Raw genomic sequence first — 14,448 nt, 5'->3', positions numbered from 1 at the left:
ATGGCTATCTGGCTGACCAAGGACTCGAAGGTCATCGTCCAGGGGATGACCGGTTCCGAGGGTTCCAAGCACACCCGGCGGATGCTGGCCGCCGGTACCAACGTCGTCGGTGGCGTCAACCCGCGCAAGGCGGGCCAGACTGTCGACTTCGACGGCACTGAGCTGCCGGTCTTCGCGTCCGTCGCGGACGCGATGGCGCAGACCGGGGCCGACGTCACTGTCATCTTCGTGCCGCCGCAGTTCACCAAGGCCGCCGTGGTCGAGGCAATCGACGCCGCGATCGACCTGGCCGTGGTGATCACCGAGGGCGTCCCGGTGCACGACACCGCGTCGTTCTGGGCGTACAACGTCTCGCAGGGCGAGCGGACCCGGATCATCGGGCCGAACTGCCCGGGCATCGCCTCGCCGGGCGCGTCCAACGCCGGCATCATCCCGGCCGACATCACCGGCTCCGGCCGGATCGGCCTGGTCAGCAAGAGCGGCACGCTGACCTACCAGATGATGTACGAGCTGCGCGACATCGGGTTCTCCACCTGCGTCGGCATCGGGGGTGACCCGATCATCGGGACCACCCACATCGACGCCCTCGCGGCGTTCGAGGCCGACCCGGAGACCGACGCCATCGTCATGATCGGTGAGATCGGTGGCGACGCCGAGGAGCGGGCCGCCGAGTTCATCAAGGCGAACGTCACCAAGCCGGTGGTCGGCTACATCGCCGGCTTCACCGCTCCGCCCGGCAAGACCATGGGTCACGCCGGGGCGATCATCTCCGGCTCCGCCGGCACCGCCGAGGCGAAGCAGGCCGCGCTGGAGGCCGTCGGTGTCAAGGTCGGCAAGACGCCGACCGAGACCGCGAAGCTGATGCGGGAGATCATGTCCGGCAACTAGGGCGTGTTTCGGGAGTGTCGGTCGAGCCGAGCTGGAGTCCAGGCGTCGTCCGGCAAGGCGGAGCGGTGTCCGGATACCGGTGTTGTATCCGGACACCGCGACAACGCCGCCGGGCGGCGGCTGGGCCCGGCGCAGGCCGGCCAGCACTTCCGAAACACGCCCTGAGCCGGTCAGGCAGCACGGAGGGGGTCGACCGGTCACGGTCGACCCCCTCCGCCGTACGCGTCAGTCGTTGTTCCAGAACGGGTAGTTGCCGGTCGAGCGCAGGATCGCCCCGCCGATGATGTTGATCACGCCGAACGCGATGGCGAGGTAACCGAGCAGCGGCGACTGCCCGTACCGCCGGGCGTCGCGGATGGACAGGTAGCCGAAGACGATGCCGAAGATGCCGCAGCAGATCAGCCCCAGCACGATGCCCAGCACGCCCCAGAGGGTGGTTCGGTCGCGTCCCTGGGCCGGTGGTGGTGGGGGAGGCGGGTATGGCGTCGTCACAGCTTCCTCCGAGCGGTAATGGGCGACGTGCCGGCCCGGACCGCGACCGGCGGGCCCGTCCCGGGTGGCGGCGACTCGCGCCCCCTCAGGGCCGAGGCTAGACCGGCCCGGGTGGGCAGGACGTCGGTTCGGTGAACTCGCCGACCTTAGGAGGGGTTAACGGACTGCCACCGCCCGCGCGACGTGCCAGAGTAGAGCGGATGTCCCCCGTCACCCCTGACCGTCCCAGCCGTCCCGGCGGTGTGAGCGCCGACGACCGGCCGGTCGACCGTGCCGCACCGGCCCGGCGGGTGCCCGCGCCTCGCGCTGGTGGGTCGCCGCGCGGGCGGGCGCCGCTGCCCGTCGCCGCCGGGGTGGCCGCCTGCTGGGCCGCCGTCACCTCGTACCTGCCGGTCGCCATCGTGCTCGGCCTGGTGCAGCTCGGCGCGGATGGCACCACAGTGACCGGCACCCTGCGCACCGCGCTGGCCGGCTGGCTGCTCGGGCACGGCGTGCCGTTGCACACCGAGACCGGGCCGCTCGGGCTCGCCCCGCTGGCGCTGACAGTGCTCGCACTCTGGCGGCTAAGCCGCGCAGGCGTACACGTGAGCCGCGCGATCGGTGCCCGCGACACCCGCTCACCGCGCCGGGCACTGCTCGCCGCGGTAGCTGTCGGCATTGCGTACGCGCTGCTCGGCGCGCTCGCGGCGGTGCTGGTCGGCACCGGCGGGCCGAGTGTGTCGCTGATCCGGGCGGGCGCCACGTTCGCGGCGGTCGGCACACTCGCCGCGCTGGTCGGCGCGGTCCGGATCACCGCCGTGACCCGGCTGCTCGTCTCGCGGCTCCCGAGCCCGGTGCGCGACGGCGTTCGCACCGGCCTGGTGGCCGGGCTGCTGCTTCTCGGCGCGGGCGCGGGAGCGGCCGGCCTGGCGGTGGCCACCGGTGGCGGCGACGCGGCCGACATGATCGGGGCGTACCGGACCGGAGTCGCCGGGCAGGCCGGCATCACCCTGGTCAGCGCCGCGTACGCGCCCAACGCGGCGGTCTGGTCGACCAGTTACCTGCTCGGGCCGGGGTTCGCGGTCGGAACTGACACCGCGGTCCGCACCAGCGAGGTGTCGGTCGGCGCGCTGCCGGCCGTGCCGCTGCTCGCTGGCCTGCCGCGCGGCCCGGTGGACGGCTTCGGCGCCCTGCTGCTCGCGGTGCCGGTGCTCGCCGGGATGGTCGCCGGTTGGCTGCTCGCCCGGCGGGTGGCTCGACTAGCCGGGCCGGAGCGGGCTGCGCAGCGCTGGGCCGTGTTGCTGACGCCGGCGGTGCTGGCCGGGCCGGTGGCCGGTGTGGTGCTCGGTGCGGCCGCGGCGGTCTCCGGTGGGCCGCTCGGTGCCGGCCGGCTGTCCCAGGTCGGCCCGGTGGGTTGGCAGGTCGGGGCGGTGGCGGCCGGTGTCATAGCGGTCGGCGCGCTGGTCGGCGCCGCCGCCACCCGGGCGCTGACCCGCGGGCCCGCGCAGTAGACGAGCGCGGGGCGCCCCGGTGAAACCGGAGCGCCCCGTCGAATCCGAACCCGTCAGGGCTGGGTGGGCAGGTTGACCTGCGCCACCACGCTCAGGATGAGCAGCAGGATGCCCAGCCCGACGCCGACCGCGCCGCAGATCAGACCGGCCTTGGCCTGGCCGGCGTTGTTGGCCTGACCCTGGGCCACCTTCTGCTTGGCGAGGTAGCCGGTCACGATGCCCGCGATGCCGACCGGGATGCCCAGGTACAGGCAGCAGACCAGCGGGATCGACGCGATACCGAGGATCATCGACACCAGGCCGAGGGTGTTGTTCTGCCCCTGCGCCTGCGGGTACCCGGCGTTCGGGTAGGTCGGGCCGGCGCCGTACGGGGGCTGCTGCTGCGCGTACGGGTCGTTCGGCTGCTGACCGTACGGCTGGCCCGAGGTGGGCTGCTGGCCGTACGGGGCCTGCGGCGCGGCGTACGGGTCGTTCGGCTGCTGGCCGTACGGCTGGCCGGAGGTGGGCTGCTGGCCGTACGGGGCGGCCGGCGGCTGGGGAGCGGTCGGGTCCTGGTTGGGCTGCTGGCCGTACGGGTCCTGACCGGGGTTACCGGGCTGCATTCGAGAAGCTCCTTGGACTGGTTCCGTCAGTTGGTGCTCTTATTTCCATCCATGATCGCGGTCAGTCCTCCCAAAGCCCAGTACAGCAACAGGACGACATGTCTCCCAAAGCAGGCAAAAAGCTCCTAGTCGACCGCTTCGCGTGCCCGGATCAGGGGCGGTGTGTGGGCCGGTGCGGCGTTCGGCCCGAGCGACCGGCAGCGTACCGGGTCGACGCACGTCGGCACTGTCGAAGATCGGCGTGCCGCCCAGTCGAAGGGCGTCCCTGACCTGCCCGATAGGGTGGCCCGGTGACCGAGCCCGCGCCTGTCGCCCGCATCGTCGTCCTCATCTCCGGCTCCGGGAGCAACCTTCAGTCGCTGCTGGATGCCGCCGCCGACCCCGCGTACGGCGCACAGGTCGTCGCGGTCGGCGCGGACCGCGACGGCATCGCGGGCCTGGACCGGGCCGACGCGGCGGGGGTGCCCACCTTCGTCGAGCGGGTCCGCGACCACGACACCCGGGAGGACTGGGACCGCGCGCTCACCGCGCACGTCGCGAAGCACCAACCCGACCTGGTCATCTCCGCCGGTTTCCTCAAGCTGGTCGGCCCGCACTTCCTCGCCGCCTTCGGCGACCGCTACCTGAACACCCACAACACGCTGCTGCCGGCGTTTCCCGGCATCCACGGCCCGCGTGACGCTCTCGCCTACGGCGTGAAGCTCACCGGAGCCACCCTCTTCTTCGTCGACGCCGGCATGGACACCGGGCCGATCGTCGCGCAGGTCGCGGTGCCGGTGCTGGACGACGACGACGTCGACACGCTCACCGAGCGCATCAAGGAAGCCGAGCGACGCCAGCTCGTCGAGCAGGTCGGTCGGCTGGTCCGCGAAGGCTGGACCATCACCGGAAGGAAGGTCACGGTTCCGTGAGTCCCACTCAGGACGGGCGCCGCCCGATCAGGCGGGCGCTGGTCAGCGTCTACGACAAGACCGGGCTGGCCGAGCTGGCTCAGGCCCTGCACGCGGCCGGTGTGGAGATCGTGTCCACCGGCAGCACGGCGGGCACCATCGCCGCCGCCGGGGTGCCGGTGACGCCGGTGGAGACGGTGACCGGGTTCCCCGAGGTGCTCGACGGCCGGGTGAAGACCCTGCACCCGAAGGTGCACGCGGGTCTCCTCGCGGACCTGCGGAAGGACACCCACGTGGCGCAGCTCGACGAGCTGGGCGTGGCGGCGTTCGACCTGCTGGTCTCCAACCTGTACCCGTTCCAGGAGACCGTCGCCTCCGGCGCCGACGTCGAGGAGTGCGTGGAGCAGATCGACATCGGCGGCCCGGCCATGGTGCGCGCCGCCGCCAAGAACCACGCCTCGGTCGCCGTGGTCACCGACCCGGCCGCTTACCCGGCGCTGCTCGGCGCGCTCGCCGAGGGTGGCTTCACAGTGGCCCAGCGCCGCGCGCTGGCCGCCCGGGCGTTCGCCGACATCGCCGAGTACGACGTGGCGGTGGCCCAATGGTTCGCGCAGGTGCTGGCACCCGCCGACGACTCGTGGCCGCAGTTCGCGGGGCTGGCGCTGCGCAAGTCGACAGCGCTGCGCTACGGCGAGAACCCGCACCAGCCCGCCGCGCTCTACAGCGACCCGGACGCCCCGGCCGGGCTGGCTCAGGCCGAACAGCTGCACGGCAAGGAGATGTCGTACAACAACTACGTCGACGCCGACGCCGCCTGGCGGGCCGCGAACGACTTCGCCGACCAGCCGGCGGTGGCGATCATCAAGCACGCGAACCCGTGCGGCATCGCGATCGGCGCGGACGTCGCCGAGGCGCACCGCAGGGCGCACGCCTGCGACCCGGTGTCGGCATTCGGCGGTGTCATCGCGGTCAACCGGCCGGTCTCGGTCGAGATGGCCCGGCAGGTCGCCGAGATCTTCACCGAGGTGGTGGTCGCCCCCGGCTTCGACGAGGGCGCGGTCGAGGTGTTGCAGGGCAAGAAGAACATCCGGCTGCTGCGGGCACCGGCCTGGACGCCGGCGCTGGTGGAGTTGCGGCCGGTGACCGGCGGCGTGCTGGCCCAGGTCGCCGACCGGGTGGACGCCCCCGGCGACGACCCGGCCAGTTGGCGGTTGGCGACCGGCGAGGCCGCCGACGAGGAGCTGCTGCGGGACCTCGCGTTCGCCTGGCGGGCGGTCCGCGCGGTGAAGAGCAACGCGATCCTGCTCGCCAAGGACGGCGCCAGCGTCGGTGTCGGCATGGGTCAGGTCAACCGGGTCGACTCGGCGCAGCTCGCTGTCACCCGCGCCGGCGCCGACCGGGCCCGCGGCTCGGTCGCCGCCTCGGACGCGTTCTTCCCGTTCGCCGACGGCCCGCAGATCCTCATCGACGCCGGCGTCCGCGCCATCGTGCAGCCCGGCGGCTCCATCCGCGACGAGGAAGTCATCGAAGCGGCCAAGAAGGCAAACGTAACGATGTACCTGACCGGAACCCGCCACTTCTTCCACTGACGCTTCGATCAGCCGGCTTCGACCTCGTCGATCATGAAGTTATTGCCCTGACACGCCGATGTGCAGGGCAATAACTTCATGATCAACGGCTGGGGTCGGGCTTGGGTCAGGCTGTGGGGGTGGGGCGGAGTTCGGCGAAGTGGCAGGCGGACGGGTGGGGGTCCGCTGCCCTCGGCACCGTCGCCGGGTCCTCCACGGCGCAGATGTCCTGGGCCTTCCAGCAGCGCGTCCGGAAGTGGCACCCGCTGGGCGGGTCGGCCGGGCTGGGCACGTCGCCGACCAGCCGGATCATGTTGCGCTGGTCGCGGGCCTCCGGGTCCGGCACCGGCACCGCGGAGAGCAGAGCCTGGGTGTACGGGTGGGTGGCCCGCTCGTAGATCTCGTCCTCGGTGCCGATCTCGACGATCCGACCGAGGTACATCACCGCGACGCGGTCGGCGATGTGCCGCACCACCGACAGGTCGTGCGCGATGAAGATGTACGAGAGCCCCAGCTCGCCCTGCAGCTGCTTGAGCAGGTTGATCACCTGGGCCTGGATGGAGACGTCGAGCGCCGACACCGGCTCGTCGCAGACGATCACCTCGGGCTTCAGCGCGAGGGCGCGAGCGATGCCGATGCGCTGACGCTGACCGCCGGAGAACTGGTGCGGGTACCTGTTGATGTGCTCCGGGTTGAGCCCGACCAGGTCCAAGAGCTCCTGGACCCGCTTGGCCTTGCTGCCCTTCGGCGCGGCATCCGGGTGGATCTCGAATGGCTCGCCGATGATGTCGCCGACGGTCATCCGCGGGTTCAGCGAGGTGTACGGATCCTGCATCACCATCTGCATGTTGCGGCGCAGCCGGCGCAGCTCACCCCCGGAAGCCTTGAACAGGTCCTTGCCCTCCAGGGTGGCGCGCCCGGAGGTGGGCGTCTCCAACCGCATCAGCAGCCGGGCGAGGGTGGACTTGCCGCAGCCGGACTCGCCGACGACGCCGAGCGTCTCGCCCCGACGCAGCTCGAAGCTCACCCCGTCGACGGCCTTCACCGCCCCGATCTGCCGCTGGAACAGCACGCCCTGGGTGATCGGGAAGTGCTTCACCAGGTTGTCGACGGCGAGAATGGTCTCGCCGCGGACCTTCGTGGGGTTAGCGGGCGACGCTGTCATCACGGACCTCCTGCGCGAAGTGGCAAGCGCTGGTCCGGCCGTCGCCGAGGACCAGGTCGTGCGGCACCTCGTCCACGCAGACCTGCTGGACGTACGGGCACCGGGGGTGGAACGGGCAGCCGGACGGGATGCGCATCAGGTTCGGCGGCAACCCCTTGATCGTCGACAGTTCCTGGCCGCGAACGTCCAGGCGCGGGATCGACTCCAACAAACCCTTCGTGTACGGGTGGGCGGGCGCCTTGTAGAGCGAGCGGACGTCGGCGTGTTCGACGATCCGGCCGGCGTACATGACCGCGATCCGGTCCGCGACACCGGCGACCACACCCAGGTCGTGGGTGATCAGGATCATCGCCATGTTGAGTTCCCGGCGCAGGTCGGCCAGCAGGTCCATGATCTGGGCCTGCACTGTCACGTCGAGGGCCGTGGTGGGCTCGTCGGCGATCAGCACCTTCGGGTCCAGCGCCAACGCCATGGCGATCATGACGCGCTGCCGCATGCCGCCGGAGAACTGGTGCGGGTAGTCGCCGATCCGCTTGGCGGCGCCTGGGATCTTGACCAGATCCATCAGCTCGACGGCACGCCGTCGAGCGTCGGCTCGGGACATGCCGGCGCGCTGGCGCAGCGTCTCACCGATCTGCCAGCCGACCGGGAAGACCGGGTTGAGGGCGGAGAGCGCGTCCTGGAAGATCATCGCGATCTCCTTGCCGCGTACCTGCCGGCGCTGCTCCTCGGAGCGGGTGAGCAGGTCCTCACCCTGGTAGAGGATCTGGCCGGAGCGGACGAACGCGGGCGGGGTGTCCAGGATGCCCATGATCGCCTGGGCGGTCACCGACTTTCCCGAGCCGGATTCGCCGAGCACGGCAAGGGTCTCGCCGGCGTCCAGGTGGTACGACACCCCGTTGATCACCCGGGCGACACCTTCGTTGGTGCGGAACTCGACGTGCAGGTCCCGCAACTCCAGCAGGTGACCGCCCTCGGGTGTGGCGGAGGCGGGCGTCGGTTGAACGGTCATGGCTGTGCCTGCCTTTCGCTCGCGACTGCGGGGCTCGCTTCGCTCACTCCTCGCGCTTGCATGAGTCACCGCAGCTTCGGGTCGAAGGCGTCACGGATCGCGTCGCCGAGCATGATGAACGCCAGCACGGTCAGCGCCAGGAAGGCCGACGGGACGATCAACGGGGTGGCCGCCTCCCGCATGTGGATCCGGCCGGTGTCGATGTCCTGCCCCCACGAGATGGTGGGCGCTTTCAGGCCGATGCCGAGGAAGGAGAGCGTCGCCTCGGCCGCGATGAACGAGCCGAGCGCGATGGTCAGCACGACGATCGCCGGGGCCAGCGAGTTCGGCAGAATGTGCCGCCACATGATCCGGCTGTTGCCGGCGCCGAGCATCCGGGCCGCCGCGACGTAGTCCTGCTCCTTCGCGGTGATCACCGAGGACCGGACCACGCGGGCGGCGGTGGTCCAGCCGAGGAGGGCCAACACGAAGACGACAGCGCCGATCCGAGCCCACTGGTTGTCACTGGACACCCGCTTGAGCAGCACGATCGCGGCCAGCAGCAGCGGGATGCCGAGCACCACGTCGATCACCCGGGAGAGCACAGCGTCGACCCAGCGGCCGAAGTAACCGGCCAGCATGCCGACCACCAGCGCGATGATGCCGGTGCCGAGCGCGGCGAGCGCGCCGACCAGCAGCGACGCCCGGGTGCCGTACACCGCCCGGGAGTACGTGTCGCAGCCCTGGAAGTCGTACCCGAAGATGGCCCCGCCGGACGGCCCGGCGTGCTGCCGGGAGAGCAGGCAGTCGTTCGGGTTGTTGGCAGTGAAGACCCCGGGCAGGAGCGCCATCAGGGTGAAGATGACGACCAGCGCCAGCGAGATCCAGAAGATCGGGTTGCGGCGTAGGTCGCGCCAGGCGTCCCCGGCCAGGCTGCGGGGCTTGTTCGCGGCGCCGATCTGGTTGGGCGTGCCCGGCTCTCCCGAGGGGCCACGTCGCGCGGCCTGGTTCTCGGTGGCCGCCACAGTCTCAAAGTCACTCATGCCTGCACCTCGCTGCGCTCGGCGCCGGCATGAGGGCCCAGGCACGCTGCGCTGATGATTCGTTCGCTGCGCTCACTCATAGCGGATCCTCGGGTCGAGTACGGCGTACAGGACGTCCACCACCAGGTTCGAGACCAGGTAGACCACGACGAGCACGCTGACGATGCCCACCACCAGGGGGCCGTCCTCGGTGCGGATGCCGCGGAAGAGGTTGAAGCCCACGCCGGGGATGTTGAAGACGCCCTCGGTGATGATCGCGCCGCTCATCAGGTTGCCCAGTTCCACACCGAGGAAGGTGACCACCGGGATCAGCGAGTTACGCAGCACGTGGACGATGACGATGCGCCGCTTGACCAGGCCCTTGGACCGGGCGGTCCGGACGTAGTCCGCGCGCAGGTTCTCCGCCACCGAGGCCCGGGTGAGTCGTAGGGCGGTGGCCAGCGACAGCGAGCCGAGCACGATGCCTGGCAGCAGGAGCGCGTAGAACGTCGGGTCGGAGCCGGCGGTGGGTGGGAAGAGCTGCCACTTGACGCCCAGGAAGTACTGCGCCAGCGGTGCCAGCACGATCGTCGGGATGCCCAGCACCAGCAGGGTCAACACCAGCGTCGAGTTGTCGAAGATGCTGGCCCGGCGGATGCCGGCGAGGACCCCGGCGGTGACACCGAAGATGATCGCCACGGCGAGCGCGATGAGCGCGAGCCGCACGGTGACCGGCCAGGCCTGCTGGAGGATGTCACCGATGCTCCGACCGGTGAGCGACTCGCCCAGGTTGCCCTGGAGCAGGTCCTTCACGTAGTCGAAGTAGCGGTAGAAGAAGCCACCGACGCCCGTCTGATCCAGGTTGTACTTCTCGGTGAGGTAGGCCCGCTGCGCTGGCGTCACCGGTCGTTCGCCGGCGAGCGCCTGGATCGGGTCGCCCTGCCCGGCGAATGTCAGCGCGTAGACGATCAGGGTGGTCCCGAAGAACGCCAGGACCATCTGCAGTAGGCGCCGCAGGATGTAGCGGAACATGCTTAGCAGTCTCTCCGGAAATGTGCGAAAGGGTCGCAGGACGGCATCTCTGGTCGTACCCGAAATATCCGAGACGTTCCGTCCGGCCCCGGGGGAGCCGGCGCCACCGGCGCCGGGTCCGCTGCTGCGGCCCGGCTCCGGTGGCGCGGTCGGGGCCACCCGGGCATCGTCGCCCGGGTGGCCCGCACCATGGTCAGCTCAGCTGGCTGCTTCGATCTTGACGAGGTTGACCCGCTGGAACAGGTCCATCTCCACGTTCTTGACCTTGGACGAGTGGCCGAACACGTTCTCGCCGAAGCGGAGCGGGATCACCGGCATGTCCTTGGCCAGGATGTCCTCCGCCTGCTGGTACTTGGCGATCGCCTCGTCCTGCGTCTTGGCGGCGGAACCCTCCTTGACCAGCTTGTCGAACTCCGGGTTGCTGTAGCCGTAGTAGTTCGACGAGCCGTTCGTGCTGTACAGCGGGCCGAGGTAGTCCTCCATGGTCGGGTAGTCCATGACCCAACCCATCCGGAACGCACCCACCGGCGTCTTCTTCTCGACCTTGGTCAGCAGGTCGGCGAACTTCGGCTCGACCGAGCCGACCGCGTCCACGCCCAGGTTGGTCTTGAGCTGGTTGACGGTGGCGTCGACCCAGTCCTTGTGCCCGCCGTCGCCGTTGTACGAGATGACGATCTTCGACGGACCGCCGGCGGCCTGGTAGAGCTTCTTGGCCTCGGTCGGGTTGAACTCGGCGGCCTTGCCCGCGGTGTCCTCCCGGTAGCCCGGCAGGACCGGCGCGACGAAGGAGCGCGCCGACGTCTGCGAGCCCTTGAAGACCGACTTGGTGATCTCGTCACGGTCGATCGCCATCGAGATGGCCTTGCGCACGTCCGGGTTGCTGTAGTCCTTGTCGAACGTCGGGAACGCGAGGAACTGGAACGACGACATCGGGCTGGTCTTGTACCGGTCGCCCAGGTCGCTCGGCGCGGTGCTCAGGCTCTCGGTCGGGATCGTGGGCAGCACGTCCAGGTTGTCCGCCAGGACGTCCGCGTAGGCCGCGGTGAGCTGCTGGTAGATCCGGAACTCGATGTTCTTGACCTTGGGCTTCTCGCCCGGGTACGCGTCGTAGCGCTCGACGTCGATCTTGCTGTCGTGCTGCCAGGTGCCCTTCATCTTGAAGGGGCCCTGCCCGATCGGCGCCTGCTCGTAGGAGTCCTTGAGCACGCCCGGAGCCGAGAACGCGGCGTCCGGCATCGGGAAGAACGCGTTGTAGCCCAGCGTCGTCTTGAAGTCGATGTACGGCTCGGACAGCGTCACGGTGTAGGTGAGGTCGTCGACCTTCTTCAGGCCGGACATCTCCTTGGCCTTCGGCGCCTTGCCCTGCAGGTCGGCGTAACCAGCGATCTTCTCGAAGAAGGGGTTGGTGTCCTGACCGTTCGGGGCGTACGCGCCGTAGTTCCAGGCGTTGATGTAGTTCTGGGACGTGACCTTCTCACCGTTGTGGAAGGTGAAGCCGTCCTTGATCTTGATCGTCCAGACCTTGTTGTCGGACGAGGTGATCGACTGGGCGGCGACCTCGTACGGCTTGTTCTGGGCGTCGTAGTCGACGAGCGGGCTGAACAGGCCGGCGATCACCTGCGACCCGGACGTCTCGGTGGTGTTTGTGGGAACCAGGTGCTTCGGCTCGGCGATCTGGATGCTGACCACCGAACTGTCGCTGCCACCGGATCCACCGTCTCCGCCGCTGCCGCAGGCCGCGAGGCCCAGCGTCACCGCGAGCGGGAGGGCGGTCCAGGCGGCGAGTCTACGAACTCGCATTGAGCCTCCTCATCTCCTCACGCTGCGCAGTCAGGCCCGACGCTGGGTTTACGCTGCGCAACAAGCGGTAACGGTAGGTCGGTTACGGGCCTTCGACAACGACGCGGTTGCGGGTGGGTAACGGTCCGGGGTTGATTCAGTTGTCGGAGGCGAGTGAATCTGCTACCCCAAACCGGACTCAGCGCCGGTGGCCTGCTGAAATCCCGGCGCTTGACGTTGCGTTCGGCCCCGCCTGGTCGGGTCGGCTCCGCCTGGGTTCGCCGTCCCTTCTTCGTGGATCAGGCCCGGCCTGTCTGGTTCGACAGTGATCGAATCCACAGATCGTCACTAAAAGTGACTAGCAACACCTCACACACGGTTACTCCAGCGGCTCGTCCGGTGGCCGCCCCACCGCGGTGGGGCGGCGGACGGCCCGGAGCGAGGTCGTCTGATCCGCGGGCGGTGGCCGTGAGACGATCTGGTCGTGACGGCGACGCTTCTGGACGGCAAGGCAACCGCAGCGGAGATCAAGGACGAGCTGCGCATCCGGGTGAAGGCACTGGCGGAACGTGGCATCACCCCCGGGCTCGGCACGGTCCTGGTCGGGGCGGATCCGGGCAGCCAGGCGTACGTCAACGGCAAGCACCGCGACTGCGCCGAGGTGGGCATCGCCTCGATCCGCCGCGAACTGCCGGCCGACGCCACCCAACAGCAGGTCGATGACGTACTGGCCGAGCTGAACGCCGACCCGGCGTGCCACGGCTACATCGTCCAGCTGCCGCTGCCGGCCCACCTCGACACCCAGCGGGTGCTGGAGTTGATCGACCCGGACAAGGACGCCGACGGCCTGCACCCGGTCAACCTGGGTCGGCTCGTGCTCGGCTACGACGGTCCGCTGCCGTGCACGCCGCGCGGCATCGTCGAGCTGCTCCGCCGGCACGACGTGGCGCTGCGCGGGGCCACCGTCGCGGTGGTCGGTCGCGGCAACACGGTTGGCCGGCCGCTCGGCCTGCTGCTCACCAGGCGCAGCGAGAACGCCACTGTCACCCTGTGCCACACCGGCACCCTCGACCTCGCCTCGCACACCCGCGCCGCCGACATCGTCATCGTCGCGGCCGGCGTACCGGGTCTGCTCACCGCCGACATGATCAACCCCGGCGCTGTGGTGGTGGACGTCGGCATCACCCGCGTCATCGGAGCGGACGGCAAGGGCCGCTACACCGGCGACGTGGACCCGGAGGTGGCCGAGACGGCCGGCGCGCTGGTCCCCATGCCCGGCGGCGTGGGCCCGATGACCCGGGCCATGCTGCTCACCAACGTCGTCGAGCGCGCCGAGCGCGGCTGAACCGGACGTCGGCGACGCCGGTGACGTTCGACCCATCCCGGCGACGGCCGCCGCCCCTGCCCTGTTCGGTGCCAGGATGACTGATACGGTCCGGAAAACCGACTGGTATCAGGGAGTGGGACGACCATGGGTAAGAAGGTCACTGTCGTCGGGGCTGGCTTCTACGGCTCCACCACCGCACAGCGCCTGGCCGAGTACGACGTCTTCGACACCGTAGTGATCACCGACATCGTGGAGGGCAAGCCCGCAGGCCTCGCGCTCGACCTCAACCAGTCCCGGGCCATCGAGGGCTTCGAGACCAAGGTGGTCGGCGTGACCACCGGCCCCAACGGTGAGGGCTACGAGAGCATCGAGGGCTCCGACGTCGTCGTGATCACCGCTGGTCTGCCGCGCAAGCCCGGCATGAGCCGGATGGACCTGCTGGAGACCAACGCCAAGATCGTCCGCCAGGTCGCCGAGAACGTCGCCAAGTACGCCCCGAACGCCGTCGTCATCGTGGTCTCCAACCCGTTGGACGAGATGACCGCGCTGGCCCAGCTCGCCACCCAGTTCCCGAAGAACCGGGTGCTCGGCCAGGCCGGCATGCTCGACACCGCCCGGTTCAGCAACTTCGTCGCCGAGGCGCTGAACGTGCCGGTGGCCTCGGTACGCACCCTGACCCTGGGCTCGCACGGCGACACCATGGTCCCGGTGCCGTCGAAGAGCACCGTCAACGGCAAGCCGCTGCGCGACGCCATGCCGGCCGAGCAGATCGAGGAGCTGGTCGTCAAGACCCGCAACGGTGGCGCCGAGGTGGTCGCGCTGCTCAAGACCGGTTCGGCCTACTACGCCCCGTCCGCCGCCGCGGCGCGGATGGCGAAGGCCGTCGCCGAGGACTCCGGCGAGGTCATGCCGGTCTGCGCCTGGGTCGACGGCGAGTACGGCATCTCCGGTGTCTACCTGGGTGTCGAGGCCGAGATCGGCGCCGAGGGCGTCAAGCGGGTCGTCGAGACCGACCTGGACGCCGACGAGCGCGCCAGCCTCCTGGAGGCTGCCGAAGCCGTCCGCGCCAAGCAGGGCGACATCTCCAGCATGTAGTTCCCCCGAACCACAGCATCAGCGAAGGGCGCGCCGGCAAAGCCGGCGCTGTGACAGTGACGGCCACCGACGCCGACTCGGGGGTCCAGACCGTCGAGTACCAGGTC

The 14,448-nt window shown here is 69.9% G+C and carries 13 protein-coding genes; 6 read left to right on the top strand and 7 right to left on the bottom strand.

Annotated features, from left to right (window positions below; genetic code table 11):
* Positions 1–888 (top strand): succinate--CoA ligase subunit alpha, encoded by an 888-nt coding sequence (sucD, locus tag ABZU43_RS31710; RefSeq protein ID WP_355010054.1) that lies wholly within the window; start codon positions 1–3, stop codon positions 886–888.
* A gap of 225 nt (positions 889–1,113) precedes the next feature.
* On the opposite strand, the gene ABZU43_RS31705 is transcribed toward sucD, so the two are convergent.
* On the bottom strand, positions 1,114–1,380 hold the full coding sequence (locus tag ABZU43_RS31705) for a hypothetical protein (RefSeq protein ID WP_091406354.1): 267 nt from the start codon (positions 1,378–1,380) through the stop codon (positions 1,114–1,116).
* A 200-nt stretch (positions 1,381–1,580) separates the two neighbouring features.
* Between ABZU43_RS31705 and ABZU43_RS31700 the strand changes: the two genes are divergently transcribed.
* A complete protein-coding gene (locus ABZU43_RS31700; protein ID WP_355010053.1) occupies positions 1,581–2,870 on the top strand; it encodes a DUF6350 family protein in 1,290 nt (429 codons plus the stop codon).
* 53 nt (positions 2,871–2,923) lie between these two features.
* On the opposite strand, the gene ABZU43_RS31695 is transcribed toward ABZU43_RS31700, so the two are convergent.
* Positions 2,924–3,472, bottom strand: a complete 549-nt coding sequence (locus ABZU43_RS31695; protein ID WP_355010052.1) for a DUF4190 domain-containing protein — start codon at positions 3,470–3,472, stop codon at positions 2,924–2,926.
* A 290-nt stretch (positions 3,473–3,762) separates the two neighbouring features.
* On the opposite strand from ABZU43_RS31695, the gene purN reads away from it, so the two are divergent.
* Both purN and purH read left to right on the top strand, forming a co-directional pair.
* On the top strand, positions 3,763–4,383 hold the full coding sequence (purN, locus tag ABZU43_RS31690) for a phosphoribosylglycinamide formyltransferase (RefSeq protein WP_091406347.1): 621 nt from the start codon (positions 3,763–3,765) through the stop codon (positions 4,381–4,383).
* A complete protein-coding gene (gene purH, locus ABZU43_RS31685; RefSeq protein ID WP_355010051.1) occupies positions 4,380–5,951 on the top strand; it encodes a bifunctional phosphoribosylaminoimidazolecarboxamide formyltransferase/IMP cyclohydrolase in 1,572 nt (523 codons plus the stop codon). The genes purN and purH overlap by 4 nt, the downstream gene beginning before the upstream one ends.
* A gap of 106 nt (positions 5,952–6,057) precedes the next feature.
* On the opposite strand, the gene ABZU43_RS31680 is transcribed toward purH, so the two are convergent.
* From ABZU43_RS31680 to ABZU43_RS31660, 5 genes are all read right to left on the bottom strand, one after another.
* Entirely contained in the window at positions 6,058–7,095 is a 1,038-nt protein-coding gene (locus ABZU43_RS31680; RefSeq protein ID WP_355010050.1) for a dipeptide ABC transporter ATP-binding protein, read from the bottom strand.
* On the bottom strand, positions 7,076–8,107 hold the full coding sequence (locus ABZU43_RS31675; RefSeq protein ID WP_355010049.1) for an ABC transporter ATP-binding protein: 1,032 nt from the start codon (positions 8,105–8,107) through the stop codon (positions 7,076–7,078). Before ABZU43_RS31675 ends, ABZU43_RS31680 begins: the two co-directional genes overlap by 20 nt.
* Positions 8,108–8,172: 65 nt before the next feature.
* Entirely contained in the window at positions 8,173–9,129 is a 957-nt protein-coding gene (locus ABZU43_RS31670; RefSeq protein WP_355010048.1) for an ABC transporter permease, read from the bottom strand.
* Between the two features lie 72 nt (positions 9,130–9,201).
* Positions 9,202–10,140 carry an ABC transporter permease gene (locus tag ABZU43_RS31665; protein ID WP_112583767.1) on the bottom strand — a complete coding sequence of 313 codons (939 nt, stop codon included), beginning with the start codon at positions 10,138–10,140 and terminating at the stop codon, positions 9,202–9,204.
* A 198-nt stretch (positions 10,141–10,338) separates the two neighbouring features.
* Complete coding sequence (locus ABZU43_RS31660; RefSeq protein ID WP_355010047.1) at positions 10,339–11,940, bottom strand: ABC transporter substrate-binding protein; 1,602 nt, start codon at positions 11,938–11,940, stop codon at positions 10,339–10,341.
* 463 nt (positions 11,941–12,403) lie between these two features.
* Between ABZU43_RS31660 and ABZU43_RS31655 the strand changes: the two genes are divergently transcribed.
* Both ABZU43_RS31655 and ABZU43_RS31650 read left to right on the top strand, forming a co-directional pair.
* Positions 12,404–13,264, top strand: a complete 861-nt coding sequence (locus ABZU43_RS31655) for a bifunctional methylenetetrahydrofolate dehydrogenase/methenyltetrahydrofolate cyclohydrolase (RefSeq protein ID WP_088950132.1) — start codon at positions 12,404–12,406, stop codon at positions 13,262–13,264.
* A 126-nt stretch (positions 13,265–13,390) separates the two neighbouring features.
* Positions 13,391–14,341: a malate dehydrogenase gene (locus tag ABZU43_RS31650; protein ID WP_112583765.1), complete on the top strand. Its 951-nt coding sequence runs from the start codon at positions 13,391–13,393 to the stop codon at positions 14,339–14,341.
* Positions 14,342–14,448: the final 107 nt, after the last annotated feature.

Origin of the sequence: Micromonospora sp. NPDC005205 (assembly GCF_040608275.1) — a bacterium.
GTDB lineage: Bacteria > Actinomycetota > Actinomycetes > Mycobacteriales > Micromonosporaceae > Micromonospora.
The sequence above is the reverse complement of the archived record's forward strand: the minus strand, read 5'-3'. Positions and strand labels throughout refer to the sequence as shown.

Bases quoted from the DNA above. Each gene is read 5' to 3' on its own strand.
- sucD (WP_355010054.1), top strand. From the start codon at position 1: ATGGCTATCTGGCTGACCAAGGACTCGAAGGTCATCGTCCAGGGGATG.
- ABZU43_RS31700 (WP_355010053.1), top strand. From the start codon at position 1,581: ATGTCCCCCGTCACCCCTGACCGTCCCAGCCGTCCCGGCGGTGTGAGC.
- ABZU43_RS31695 (WP_355010052.1), bottom strand. From the start codon at position 3,472: ATGCAGCCCGGTAACCCCGGTCAGGACCCGTACGGCCAGCAGCCCAAC.
- ABZU43_RS31680 (WP_355010050.1), bottom strand. From the start codon at position 7,095: ATGACAGCGTCGCCCGCTAACCCCACGAAGGTCCGCGGCGAGACCATT.
- ABZU43_RS31675 (WP_355010049.1), bottom strand. From the start codon at position 8,107: ATGACCGTTCAACCGACGCCCGCCTCCGCCACACCCGAGGGCGGTCAC.
- ABZU43_RS31670 (WP_355010048.1), bottom strand. From the start codon at position 9,129: ATGAGTGACTTTGAGACTGTGGCGGCCACCGAGAACCAGGCCGCGCGA.
- ABZU43_RS31665 (WP_112583767.1), bottom strand. From the start codon at position 10,140: ATGTTCCGCTACATCCTGCGGCGCCTACTGCAGATGGTCCTGGCGTTC.
- ABZU43_RS31660 (WP_355010047.1), bottom strand. From the start codon at position 11,940: ATGCGAGTTCGTAGACTCGCCGCCTGGACCGCCCTCCCGCTCGCGGTG.
- ABZU43_RS31650 (WP_112583765.1), top strand. From the start codon at position 13,391: ATGGGTAAGAAGGTCACTGTCGTCGGGGCTGGCTTCTACGGCTCCACC.